The 11,909-nt window shown below is 71.5% G+C and carries 13 protein-coding genes; 2 read left to right on the top strand and 11 right to left on the bottom strand.

Annotation, left to right across the window (positions count from 1 at the left end):
• Positions 1-4: 4 nt before the first annotated feature.
• Both RR3_RS07920 and lepA read right to left on the bottom strand, forming a co-directional pair.
• Positions 5-937 (bottom strand): NAD(P)H-dependent flavin oxidoreductase, encoded by a 933-nt coding sequence (locus tag RR3_RS07920; RefSeq protein ID WP_010594239.1) that lies wholly within the window; start codon positions 935-937, stop codon positions 5-7.
• Positions 938-943: 6 nt separating this feature from the next.
• The gene (lepA, locus tag RR3_RS07915) at positions 944-2,731 is read right to left on the bottom strand and encodes a translation elongation factor 4 (RefSeq protein WP_230831611.1); all 1,788 of its coding nucleotides are present in this window, start codon (positions 2,729-2,731) and stop codon (positions 944-946) included.
• Positions 2,732-2,918: 187 nt separating this feature from the next.
• Here lepA and RR3_RS07910 point away from each other — a divergent pair, with 187 nt between their 5' ends.
• On the top strand, positions 2,919-3,488 hold the full coding sequence (locus tag RR3_RS07910; protein ID WP_026137651.1) for a type II toxin-antitoxin system PemK/MazF family toxin: 570 nt from the start codon (positions 2,919-2,921) through the stop codon (positions 3,486-3,488).
• A 38-nt stretch (positions 3,489-3,526) separates the two neighbouring features.
• On the opposite strand, the gene RR3_RS07905 is transcribed toward RR3_RS07910, so the two are convergent.
• Positions 3,527-4,408, bottom strand: coding sequence for an aquaporin (locus RR3_RS07905; protein ID WP_010594236.1), 882 nt, complete (start codon positions 4,406-4,408; stop codon positions 3,527-3,529).
• 342 nt (positions 4,409-4,750) lie between these two features.
• Between RR3_RS07905 and rpsT the strand changes: the two genes are divergently transcribed.
• Positions 4,751-5,011: a 30S ribosomal protein S20 gene (gene rpsT / locus RR3_RS07900; protein WP_003937021.1), complete on the top strand. Its 261-nt coding sequence runs from the start codon at positions 4,751-4,753 to the stop codon at positions 5,009-5,011.
• A 61-nt stretch (positions 5,012-5,072) separates the two neighbouring features.
• Here rpsT and holA read toward each other — a convergent pair whose 3' ends face one another.
• The 8 genes from holA to nadD form a co-directional block, all read right to left on the bottom strand.
• On the bottom strand, positions 5,073-6,041 hold the full coding sequence (holA, locus tag RR3_RS07895; protein WP_059174583.1) for a DNA polymerase III subunit delta: 969 nt from the start codon (positions 6,039-6,041) through the stop codon (positions 5,073-5,075).
• Complete coding sequence (locus tag RR3_RS07890; RefSeq protein WP_064066333.1) at positions 6,038-7,576, bottom strand: ComEC/Rec2 family competence protein; 1,539 nt, start codon at positions 7,574-7,576, stop codon at positions 6,038-6,040. Before RR3_RS07890 ends, holA begins: the two co-directional genes overlap by 4 nt.
• On the bottom strand, positions 7,573-8,376 hold the full coding sequence (locus RR3_RS07885; RefSeq protein WP_010594233.1) for a ComEA family DNA-binding protein: 804 nt from the start codon (positions 8,374-8,376) through the stop codon (positions 7,573-7,575). The genes RR3_RS07890 and RR3_RS07885 overlap by 4 nt, the downstream gene beginning before the upstream one ends.
• Before the next feature lie 92 nt (positions 8,377-8,468).
• Positions 8,469-9,287, bottom strand: a complete 819-nt coding sequence (locus RR3_RS07880; protein WP_026137650.1) for a DegV family protein — start codon at positions 9,285-9,287, stop codon at positions 8,469-8,471.
• 5 nt (positions 9,288-9,292) lie between these two features.
• Positions 9,293-10,066 carry a diglucosylglycerate octanoyltransferase gene (gene octT / locus RR3_RS07875; protein ID WP_026137649.1) on the bottom strand — a complete coding sequence of 258 codons (774 nt, stop codon included), beginning with the start codon at positions 10,064-10,066 and terminating at the stop codon, positions 9,293-9,295.
• On the bottom strand, positions 10,053-10,706 hold the full coding sequence (locus tag RR3_RS07870) for a histidine phosphatase family protein (RefSeq protein ID WP_010594229.1): 654 nt from the start codon (positions 10,704-10,706) through the stop codon (positions 10,053-10,055). The genes octT and RR3_RS07870 overlap by 14 nt, the downstream gene beginning before the upstream one ends.
• Positions 10,703-11,176 (bottom strand): ribosome silencing factor, encoded by a 474-nt coding sequence (gene rsfS, locus RR3_RS07865; protein ID WP_040275153.1) that lies wholly within the window; start codon positions 11,174-11,176, stop codon positions 10,703-10,705. The genes RR3_RS07870 and rsfS overlap by 4 nt, the downstream gene beginning before the upstream one ends.
• Positions 11,173-11,895 (bottom strand): nicotinate-nucleotide adenylyltransferase, encoded by a 723-nt coding sequence (gene nadD, locus RR3_RS07860; protein ID WP_228287198.1) that lies wholly within the window; start codon positions 11,893-11,895, stop codon positions 11,173-11,175. The genes rsfS and nadD overlap by 4 nt, the downstream gene beginning before the upstream one ends.
• Positions 11,896-11,909: the final 14 nt, after the last annotated feature.

Below are 11,909 nucleotides of genomic sequence, written 5' to 3'. Positions count from 1 at the left end.
CCCGCTACCAGGATCGGCGCAACAGTTCCTCCGCACGGTCCGCGATGTCCCGGACGATCTCGCCGGCGGGCCGTTGTTCCCGCACGAGCCCGGCGGCCTCCCCGGCGTAGACCACGCCCCGCCGGGGGTCGGCCGCGTCGTACGCGGCGGCGAGCGTCTCCTCGTCGGCGCCGCGCGCGTGCCATTCGGCGGTGTAGTCGTTCGCCAGGGCCCGGCCACCCCACCGCGCCGGCCAGGGCTGGTGCCGGGCCCGGTCGAAGACGTCGGTGTAGACGGTGTCGCTGCTGCGCGCCGCGACGAGCAGGTCCCGGGCGTACTCCGGTCCCACCGTCTCGGGACTCGCCAGCAACGCCGTGCCGACGAGCGCGCCCTCCGCACCGGCCGCGAGCACCGCAGCCAGTCCCCGCCCGGACGCGATGCCACCCGCGGCGAGCACCGGAAGCGACGTCGACTCGAGCACCTCCTGCAGCAGCGGCAACGTCCCGATGTGTCCGGTGTGACCGCCGGCCTCGTGCCCCTGGGCGACGACGGCGTCGACCCCGGCGGCCTCGACGACCCGCAGGTCGTCGATCGTGTTGATCTGCGAGATCACGACGGCACCGGCCGCCCGCACGCGCGGCACGTAGGGGGCCGGGTCGCCGAACGACAGCGACACCACGCGGGGCCGTTCGGCCAGCACCGCGTCGAGCAGACTGTCGTCGTCGGCGAGCGACCAGGTCATCAGCCCGAAACCGAGCGGTCCACCCCCGAGTTCACGAGCCACCGCCGACTCGGCGGCCAGCCACTCCGAGGTGTTGTAGCGCGCGGCCCCGATCAGGCCGAGCCCGCCGGCCCGGGTCACCTCCCCGGCCAGGCGGCCGCCGGCACGGCCGCCCATGGGGGCGCCGAGCAGCGGGACGGTGATGCCCAGGGTGCGGGTGAGCCAGGTCTCGAGCACGGTGGACTACTTCCCCTTCGGCTTGTCCGAGGACGCCTCGGACGAGAGCGCGGCCACGAACGCTTCCTGCGGGACGTCCACCCGGCCGATCGTCTTCATCCGCTTCTTGCCTTCCTTCTGCTTCTCGAGCAGCTTGCGCTTGCGGCTGATGTCGCCGCCGTAGCACTTGGCGAGCACGTCCTTGCGGATCGCACGGATGTTCTCCCGGGCGATGATCTTCGACCCGATCGCCGCCTGCACCGGCACCTCGAACTGCTGACGCGGGATCAGCTCCTTGAGCTTGGTGGTCATCTTGTTGCCGTACGCGGCGGCCGCGTCCTTGTGCACGATCGCGCTGAACGCGTCGACGGCCTCGCCCTGGAGCAGAATGTCCACCTTCACCAGTGCGGCCTCCTGCTCCCCGGCCTCCTCGTAGTCGAGGCTGGCGTAGCCGCGGGTGCGGGACTTCAGCGAGTCGAAGAAGTCGAAGATGATCTCGGCCATCGGCAGGGTGTAGCGCAACTCGACCCGGGTCTCGGACAGGTAGTCCATGCCGCCGAGTTCGCCACGCCGCGACTGGCACAGCTCCATGATCGAACCGATGAACTCGCTCGGGGAGATGATCGTGCACTTGACGATCGGCTCGTAGATCGCGCGGGCCTTGCCTTCGGGCCAGTCCGACGGGTTGGTGACGATGTGCTCCTGCCCACCTTCGAGGACCACGCGGTAGACCACGTTGGGAGCGGTGGAGATCAGGTCCAGGCCGAACTCGCGCTCGAGTCGTTCCCGGGTGATCTCCATGTGCAGCAAGCCGAGGAAGCCGCACCGGAAACCGAAGCCGAGTGCCACCGACGTCTCGGGTTCGTAGGTGAGCGCGGCGTCGTTGAGCTGCAGCTTGTCGAGGGCATCGCGCAGGACGGGATAGTCCGACCCGTCGACCGGATACAGGCCGGAGTAGACCATCGGGCGGGGTTCCCGGTAACCGGTGAGGGGTTCGGCGGCGCCGCCCCGCGCCGAGGTGACCGTATCGCCGACCTTTGACTGACGCACGTCCTTCACGCCGGTGATGAGATAGCCGACCTCGCCGACTCCGAGCCCGGTGGTGACCTTCGGCTCGGGCGAGACGATGCCCACCTCGAGCAGCTCGTGGGTGGCGCCGGTGGACATCATCTTGATCTTCTCGCGCGGCACGATCCTGCCGTCGACCACACGCACGTACGTGACGACGCCACGGTAGGTGTCGTACACCGAGTCGAAGATCATCGCGCGGGCGGGCGCGTCGCGGTCGCCGACCGGCGGCGGTACCTGCCGGATCACCTCGTCGAGCAGTTCCCGCACGCCCACCCCGGTCTTGCCCGACACCCGCAGCACCTCCTCGGGCTCGCAGCCGACGATGTGTGCGATCTCGGCGGCGTAGCGGTCCGGGTCGGCCGCGGGCAGATCGATCTTGTTCAGGACCGGGATGATCGTCAGGTCCTTGTCGAGAGCGAGATAGAGGTTGGCGAGGGTCTGCGCCTCGATGCCCTGGGCGGCATCGACGAGGAGCACCGCACCCTCACACGCCTCGAGCGCACGGGAGACCTCGTACGTGAAGTCGACGTGCCCGGGCGTGTCGATGAGGTGCATGACGTAGTCCTCGCCGTCGACCTGCCACGGCAGCCGCACGTTCTGGGCCTTGATGGTGATCCCGCGCTCGCGCTCGATGTCCATCCGGTCGAGGTACTGAGCACGCATCTGGCGCTCCTCGACCACACCGGTGAGCTGCAGCATGCGGTCCGCGAGCGTCGACTTGCCGTGGTCGATGTGCGCGATGATGCAGAAGTTCCGGATCTTCGCGGGGTCCGTGAACGTGGTGTCGGCGAAGGTGCTGATGTCGGGCTCCTGACTCGGACGGGCAGCAGCCCTGGCGGGCCGCGGTCACCCCTGCAGAATATCCAAGTCGCGGCGGGTCCGGTCCCGCGGCCGCACCTGTGCGGCGGCGGGCGCCGCTAAGCTCGCCGACGTGGCTGGCACATGGAAGAAACTCGGCAGGCAACTGGGACGGCTCGCGGTCGAGCAGGGGCCGCGGTTGCTCGAGCAGATGCAGCGCTCCGGCGCTCTCGACCGGGCCCGGACCGCCCTCGGCTCCGGGACAGCCGACACCACCCGACCGGTCCCGAAGCCGGGCCGTCCGGTGACCTCCCGTACTTCCCCCACCGCGCAGCGCGCCCGGCAGATCGCGTACGCCCCCGATCTCGACGGCCGCGCCGACCCGGGCGAGATCGTGTGGACGTGGGTGGCCTACGAGGAGGACGCGACCAAGGGCAAGGACCGGCCCGTGCTCGTCGTCGGACGCAACGGCGGCACCCTGCTCGGCCTCATGCTGTCGTCGAACGACGACCGGGACGGTCACCGGGACTGGCTGGCGCTCGGTAACGGCAGCTGGGACGCCGGCAACCGGCCCAGCTGGGTCCGGCTGGACCGCGTGCTCGACGTGCCCGAGGACGGCATCCGGCGCGAAGGCGCGGTGCTCGGCCGGTCCCGGTTCGAGCAGGTCGCGGCGCGCCTGCGCGCCGACTACGGCTGGCGGTAGCCGGCCGTCCTGTCACCGTCGGCGGTAGCCGCGTCCCGTCACCGTCGGCGGACGCCGGCCGGCGGCGCCACGGACGGCCGCAGCCCGGCGAACCGGCCGAACAGCGACCGGTAGACGAGCGCCCCGAGGGCGCCGCCGATCAGCGGAAACAGGATGAACAGCCAGAGCTGCGCGAGCGCACCGTCCTGGTACGGAGCGACCGCGATGCTCCGGGCCGGATTGACGGAGGTGTTGTCGATCGGGATCGAGATCAGGTGGATCACTGTCAGGGTGAAGCCGATCGACACGCCGGCCAGCAGCACGTCCGAGGCCTGGTCCGTCGCGGCGAGCACCACGAACACCAGGAGTGCGGTCAGCAGCACCTCCACGATCATGGTCGCGCCGATTCCGTAACCGTCGATGAGCACCCCGCCCAGCGGTCCTTCCACTGCCGACGGGCTGTGCGGTCCCCAACCGTTGGCACCGAGTCCCTGCGCGGCCCGGTCGTAGGTCGGGAGCGACTGCGCCACCGAGTAGATCGTCACGCCCGCGACGAGCCCGCCGAGGATCTGGGCCACGATGTAGAACACCGCCCGCTTGGCGGTGACCCGCCCGATCGCGAGCTGACCGACCGTCACCGCCGGGTTCACGTGACACCCGGAGATCGGCCCGATGGCGTAGACGAGGAAGAGCAGCGTCAGCCCGAACGCCAGCGCGACGCCCAGATTGCCGACCTTGTCTCCGGCGAAGACCGCCGTGCCGACCGCGGAGAACACGAGCACGAACGTGCCGATCGCCTCCGCTGCGTACTTCTTCGCGTCCGAGAATTCTTCCTTCTCGACGGCTTCGAGCGCCGTCTCGGGCTCGGCACCGCCGCGTACCCGGTCCGCCTTCCGGTTCGCCGCCCGGTCCTCGGGACCAGTCTCGTGTTCGTTCGTCATGCGCCCACCTCGCGTCGTGCGGCCCCGAAGGACCGGATCCGATGTGTCGAACATCCGCACTGGCGAACACCGCGGGTCGAAGACGGGCCCACCGGCCGCACAGCACTACCGCAACAGAACACAGCGGACACTACGCAAGCCGGATGACCGCCACAACAACTTCCGGTGACGTCGAGGACAGTTCCCGGCAGGCCGGCCGGACGCGACCGTATCGGCACCCGGTGTGCGGTCCCGGGTACCAGTTTTGGGGTTCCGCCGGGCCGCTGGTATCGTGGTCCGTCGGTGCCGTAGTGCGCCCAGAGCTTTCCGACCAACTACCAGCAAGACGACAGGATTTTACGCGTGGCCAACATCAAGTCCCAGGTGAAGCGGATCCGCACCAACGAGCGCAACCGACTCCGCAACCAGTCGGTCAAGTCCTCGCTGCGCACGGCGATCCGTTCCTTCCGCGAGGCCGCGGCCGCCGGTGACAAGGACAAGGCCACCGAGCTCCTCGTCTCCACCAGCCGCAAGCTCGACAAGGCAGCCAGCAAGGGCGTCATCCACGCCAACCAGGCCGCGAACAAGAAGTCCGCTCTGGCCAAGGTCGCCAACGGACTCTGAGGTAGAACGCAAGCTCTGCTCCGGAAGCTGCCCGGTCCTCGGACCGGGCGGCTTCCGTCGTCTAACGGGTCCGGCCGGCCAGCTCCGCGACGCGGCGCACGGCGCGCTCGACCGCGTAGTCGGCGTCCGCGGCCGCGCCCTTGACGTCGGCATTGAGATCGGCCACCACTCGCAGCGCCGCCCCGATCGATCCGGGATCCCACGTGCGTGCCTGCCCCTGGGCCTTCTTCACCTTCCAGGGCGGCATCCCGAGTTCCGAGGCCATCTTGAACGGGTCGCCGCGCCCGGCCGAACCGACTCGTGCGATCGTGTGGACGGCATCGGCGAGGGCGTCGGCGAGCAGGACGTGCGCGACACCACGATGCGTCGCCCACCGCAGCGATTCCAGCGCCCCGGCCTCGTCACCCGCGACGGCCTTCTCGGCCACCTCGAACCCCGTGACCTCGGCCTTGCCGGAGTAGTAACGCTGCACGGCGGCAGCATCGATCTTGCCGCCCGTGTCGGCGACGAGCTGACTGCACGCCGCCGCCAGCTCCCGCAGGTCGGAGCCCACGGCGTCGATCACGGCCTGCACGACCTCCGGTGCTACTCGAACACCGGCGGTGCGGAACTCGGCCCGCACGAAGTCCACGCGCTCGGCCGGCTTGGTGATCCGGGCGCACTCGTGGGTCTCGGCGCCGCACTTCTGCAGTTCGCCCACCATGGCTTTCGCGCGGCCACCGCCGCTGTGCAGGACGACGAGGGTCACCCCCTCGGGCGGGTCGGTCGCCGCGTCGACGATCAGTGCGACGGCGTCCTTGCCGGCCTCCGCGGCGGATTCGAGGACGACCACCCGGTCCTCGGCGAACAGCGACGGGCTCAGCAGCTCGGCGAGTTCGGCGGCGCCGGCGTCGCCGGCGCGCAGCCGCGAGACGGTGAGCTCGGGACCAGACCCCGTCCGGGCCCGGACGGCACCGACGATCCGCGCGACGGCCCGTTCGACGAGGAGGTCTTCGTCACCGAGCACGAGATGCAACTGCGGGTTGGTCACCGATCGATCGTGCCACGTCCCCCGGACATCACCGTCGGTGCCCCGGCCGGGCGTCCGCGCCGTAGCCGCAGCAGGTACCGGGCAGCGACGAGCCCGCCGACGACGGCGACCGCTCCGCTCACGCCCGCCGGGACGGGCACCTCGGCCAGGGGCAGGGCCGTGGCACGCGCTGCCACCTCGAGGATCCACCACAGCATGGGCGCGGTCCCGCGAGCGAGCAGCTCCGCCACGGCCGGCGACACCGCGGAGACCGCCGCGACGGTGGTACCGAGCACGGTCAACGGCGGAAGCACCGGTGCGACCAGGACGTTGGCCGCGATCGCCACGACGCTGACGGTGCCGGACAGCGCGGCGACGATCGGTGCGGTCACGACGAATGCGGCCGCCGAGACGGCGAACACCTCGGCCGCCGCGCGGGGCCACCCGCGGGCCCGCAGCCGGGTCACCCAGAGCGGTGCCACCAGCACCAGGCCGGCGGTGGCCGCGACCGACAGGGCGAACCCGGCGTCCGTCGCGAGTTCGGGTGCGGCGACGAGCAGCACCCCGACCGTGGCCGCCAGGGCGGGCAGCCCGTTCCGTCGTCGGCTCGTCACGAGCGCGAGCAATCCGATCGCGCCCATCGCGGCGGCACGCAGCACGCTCGGCGACGGGCGCACGACGACGACGAACGCCACCAGCGCGACGGCCGCGAGCGCGGCGCCCGTGCGGGGGCCGAGGCCGAGTCCCCGCACGGCGAGCAGCACCGCGCCGAGAACGATGCTGACGTTGGCACCGGACACCGCAGTCAGGTGGGTCAGGCCCGCTACCCGGAAGCTCTCCCGCACGTCGTCGGGCAGGCGTGAGGTGTCGCCGACCACGAGGCCCGGCAGGAGGCCGGCCGCAGCGGGCGGGAGCACCGCTCCGGACGCCGAGGCGAGTCGCTCGCGGATCCGCCCCGCCCACTGCTGCACCCGCGAGGGGGCCTGCACCGACCGGGGTGGGCCGTCGGCCCGGACCACGGCCACCGTCAGGTCCGCGCCGCCGGATTCGGCGAGCCGGCCGCGCAGGGTGACCCGTTGCCCCGGCAGCAGCTCCGCCCACTCCTCGGCGGGGGCGAACACCACGACGGCCCCGCCGCCGGTGTACCGACCGGCCCCCAGGTCGGCGCGGTGCACTCTCGCCGGGACCAGGACCTGATCTCCCCCGAATCCGCTGTCCCCCAGTCTTTTCGGATCCTCGGTCGGTTCGACCGCCAGGGTGGCCCAGCCGTCACGCGCGGCCGCGCCGGCAAGCGGATGCGTCTCGACCGCCCATACCCGTAGTGCGACTGCCGCAGAGAACCCGGCGGCGACGACGAGAGCCGCGAGCAACGGGGCGGCCCCGGCACGGAACCGCCCCCGGCGTATCGGCACGAGCGTGGCCGCCGCGCACAGCGCGGCAATCGCCGCGAGCCCCAGCGCAACCTGCCAGCCGGCGTGCAACCCGAGCGCGGTTGCGGCCCACGCCGCGGCCGCGCTCGGTACCAGGCGCGCGTCGTCACGGCCGGATTCGGTCACACCACCACCAGCGTCCGCAGGCGCGCCAGCCGCGCGGGACCGATCCCGTCGACCTCGGCGAGTTGTTCGACGTCGTTGAACGGACCGTTGTCCCGGCGCCACGCGACTATCGCGGCGGCGGTGACAGGACCGACGCCGGGCAGCGCATCGAGGGCCGCCTCGTCGGCGGTGTTGAGATTCACCGGCCCCCCGGCCTCGGGCGCGCCGGACGTTCCGGCGTCCCCTGCCCCTGCGGCGCCGGAGATTCCGCTCGCCGGCGGAACCGGTGGCAGGGTGCCGACCACGATCTGGTCGCCGTCCGCGAGGCGTTGCGCCAGGTTCAATCCGGTCAGGTCCGCCCCCTCGAGGGCGCCGCCCGCGGCCGTGAGCGCATCGGCCACCCTCGAGCCGGGCGCGATTCGTACGAGGCCGGGCTTGCCCACCAGGCCCACCACACTGACCACCACCTCCTCCGGCGCCGAGTCCTGCCGGGGCGCAACGGGATCCGCCGGCGGTGCTGCGACCTCCACCGCCGGCAGCGGCGGAACCGGTTCCGCGACGGGACGATCGCGCCAGGTCACGACGAGCGTGACGAGCACGACCACGACACCGACCACCGCCAGGGCCCCGGTCCCGCCGCGACCGGTCTGCCAGCGGGCCGCACGCAACCGCTCGAACGGACCCGGCGGATCGGCGGTGCCGGCCGCGTCGTACCACGGGTACGGATCGTCGTCCGGCGCCGCCGGAGGACGGTCGCCGGCGGACCGGGCGATCCCGTCGAGCCGTCTGCGCACGAGGTCGTGCTCGTCGCTGCTGCCCATGGCGCGACGCTAACCGGACACGACCGCCGCCACCGCGAAGGCTGGGACGAGTCGTCGAATCTGTGGATGAACCGTCCGCCTGTGGACAACTCCTACGCTCGGGAGACGACCACCCCGACGGCGCCGGGACCGACGTGGGCGCCGAGGACCGCGTCGAGTTCCGACACCGACAGCGGCGTCCCGGCGGGCAGCCGGCCGGCGAGTTCCGCGGCGAGCCGCTCGGCGCGTTCGGGGGCCTCGCGGTGGTGCACGGCCACCGCGGTCACCGGCTCCGCGGTGTCGACGACGCCGTCGACGAGTTTCGTCATCGCCTTGGTCATGGTGCGGGTCTTCTCCCGCAGCACCAGCCGGCCGTCGACGAGGTGCAGCACGGGTTTCATCGCCAGAGCGGTGCCGAGCAGCGCTGTGGCGGTACCGATGCGGCCGCCGCGGCGCAGGTGGTCGAGCCGGTCGACCACCAGCAGTGTCCGGCTGTGGGCGGCGACCTCCACCGCCCGTTCGTACACCGCCCGCACATCCGCACCGGACCGGGCGGCTTCCGCCGCCGCCAGAGCAGCGAATCCCAGACCCATTGCGGTGGTTCGACTGTCGACCAGTTGCACCCGGTCGCCGAGGGCATCGGCGGCATAGCGGGCAGCCGACCAGGTACCCGACAGTTCACGGGACAGGTGCACGGCCACCACCCCGTCGCCGCCGCTGTCGGACAGCGCCTCGGCGTACGCTTCCGTCAGTTCCGCCGGGGAGGGACCGGAGGTCGTGACGCCGGAGAGGTCGGCGGGCAGGTCGTCCACGCCCTCGCGCAACTCGACACCGTCCGCGATCACGTGCAGCGGCACGACACGGATGTCGTAGCGCTCCACCAGTTCCGGGTCGAGACAGCACGACGAATCGGTCACCACTACTACAGACACGCCGCCTACCGTATGTTCTCCGCGGCGACGCGCGCATCCCGGTGCACCATCCGTACCGCCTCGGCCACCGCGGCGGCAACTTCGCTGTGCCCGTTCCAACCCCAGTGGATGCCGTCCGGATTCGCGTCCCCGGAGTGGATGTCCGCGTGCACGGCCTCGCCGAGATCGACCAGCGGAACCGACTTCTCGGACGCCCACCGGTTGATGGCCCGGGCTGCGGCGGGACGACCGCGGTGCACCGCGCGGTACTGCGCGCTGCGGTGTACCGACGGCAGCGTGGCGATCACCGGAAGGTCCGGCCGCATGTACGCCAGCGACTCGCGGATGGTCTCGAGGTAGTCCACACTGACCCGCGGCGGCAGGGCCACCGGCCAGCCGAGCGGGGACAGCCGGGGCTGCAGCCACCCGTAGGTCTCCCGTACGACGCGGCGTAACCGCGGTGGGCGTACGTAACGCAGTGTTTCGCGCAGCGCCGTCGGCAGCGGGGACGGCAGGGTGTCCATGCCCCCGACGGCCAGCACGACGGCACCGGCCCGCGGGATCGTCGCCCACACGCGCGGATCCTGGGTCATGGCCCACCACGCGTCGCGGGTCGTCCACCCGATCCGTGCGACGAGCTCCACGTCCCAGTCGAGTTCGCGCGCCACGATGTTCGGCCAGATTCGCGGATGGTCCGCCGGGAGCCCGCCCTTCGGGCCGTAGTAGCTGAGGGAGTCCCCGATCACCAGCAGCGTCGGCCGGCGCGGACCGGCCGTCGGCCGTGGCTCAGAGGACGTCATCGGCCGCCACCGTCGCCGTCGCGTTCCACACGTCGAGGCGCCACGCGGGCCGGTCACCGTATCCGCTGAGCTGGACCCAGCCGGTGTTGCCGAGTCCGCCGAGGACCGGCCACCGGTCGACCGGAAGATCGAGCAGGGCGGCCGTGAGTGCCGCGATCAGTCCGCCGTGCGCGACGACGATGATCGGCCGATGCACCCACTGCTCGTGCTTGTCGAGCAGTTCCTGGATCACCGGGGCGCTGCGCCGCGCCACGTCGACCCGGCTCTCACCCTCGGGGGGTGCCCAGGTGGCGTCGGCCCGCCACGCCGCGCGGGCCCCCGGGGACACCGCGTCCACGTCGTGATGGGTCAGGCCCTGCCACCGGCCGAGATGGGTCTCGCGCAGCCTCGGATCGATTTCCACCGGCAGCCCGGCCTGGTCACCGAGTTCGACGGCGGTGTCGTAGGCGCGCCGCAGATCGGACGAGACGATGGCCACGGGACTGTGCTCGACGAGGACCCTGGCCGCGGCCACGGCCTGCCGCCGCCCCAGCGCGGACAGCTCGGTGTCGAGCTGCCCCTGCATGCGACTGGTGGCGTTGTATTCGGTCTGGCCGTGGCGTACCAGGATCAGCCGCCGGACCGGTACCGCGTGGGTCACCGGTCCCCCGGTGCGTCGTCCGGGACGGGAGTGGTGCCGCCTGCCGCTGCACCGGCGCCGGTGTCACCGGTCGGCGCGGGCGCGCCGGTGTCACCCGACGGCGCGGGCGCGCCGATGCCGTCGACGGTGATCACCGGGCAGTCCTTCCACAACCGGTCGAGTGCGTAGAAGTTGCGTTCGTCGTCGTGCTGGATGTGCACCACCACGTCGACGTAGTCCAGCAGCGTCCAACGACCCTCGCGGGTGCCTTCGCGCCGCACGGGCTTGTGCCCGGCGAGCCGCAGTTTCTCCTCGACGTTGTCGACGATCGCGTTGACCTGGCGCTCGTTGGCCGCGGACGCGATCACGAAGCAGTCGGTGATGACCAGTTGCTCGGACACGTCGAGCACCACCACGTCGGTGGCCAGTTTCTCGTCGGCCGCGCGGGCCGCGATGCGTGCCATCTCGATGGCTTCTGCAGTTGCCGTCACTGCGGGGTCTTCCTCTCGGGGTGGGGACAGGACTCGGGGTGGGGATGAGACACGGTCGTCGTGCCGTCGGGGCGCCGCGAGTTCGCGGGCCGATACAGGTTGCGCTTGCTGATGTACTGCACCACCCCGTCGGGCACCAGGTACCAGATGGGTCTGTGCTCACGCACCCGCGTCCGGCAGTCGGTCGACGAGATGGCCAGCGCAGGTATCTCGACGAGACCGACGGTGTCGGACGGCAGCTTCGCGAGATGCTCGGCGAGGTGCTCGACGTGCAGGTCGTAGCCCGGACGCGACACCCCCACGAACCGGGCCAGCTCGAACAGCTCGGCCCAGTCCTGCCACGACAGGATCGATGCCATCGCGTCGGCGCCGGTGATGAAGTACAACTGGGCGTCGGGCATCAGGGCACGCAGGTCGCGCAGTGTGTCCACGGTGTAGGTGGCCTTCTCGCGTTCGATGTCGACCCGGCTGACGGAGAACTGCGGATTCGAGGCGGTCGCGATGACCGTCATCAGATAGCGGTCCTCTGCCGTGCTGACATCGTGTCCCGACTTCTGCCAGGGATGTCCGGTGGGCACGAACACGACCTCGTCGAGATCGTACCGGTCGGCTACTTCGCTGGCTGCGACGAGATGCCCGTGGTGGATGGGGTCGAAGGTTCCGCCCATGACACCGACGCGCCGGCGCGGCGGGGAATTCGGGACGGATGGCTCGTGCACGATGGTCCAGCTTA

This window comes from Rhodococcus ruber NBRC 15591, from assembly GCF_001894945.1.
Taxonomy (GTDB): domain Bacteria; phylum Actinomycetota; class Actinomycetes; order Mycobacteriales; family Mycobacteriaceae; genus Rhodococcus; species Rhodococcus ruber.
The sequence above is the reverse complement of the archived record's forward strand: the minus strand, read 5'-3'. Positions and strand labels throughout refer to the sequence as shown.

What these genes read in the sequence shown, in the direction of transcription:
- RR3_RS07905 (WP_010594236.1), bottom strand. Translation starts at nt 4,408, where the DNA reads ATGACGAACGAACACGAGACTGGTCCCGAGGACCGGGCGGCGAACCGG.
- RR3_RS07885 (WP_010594233.1), bottom strand. Translation starts at nt 8,376, where the DNA reads ATGGGCAGCAGCGACGAGCACGACCTCGTGCGCAGACGGCTCGACGGG.
- octT (WP_026137649.1), bottom strand. Translation starts at nt 10,066, where the DNA reads ATGACGTCCTCTGAGCCACGGCCGACGGCCGGTCCGCGCCGGCCGACG.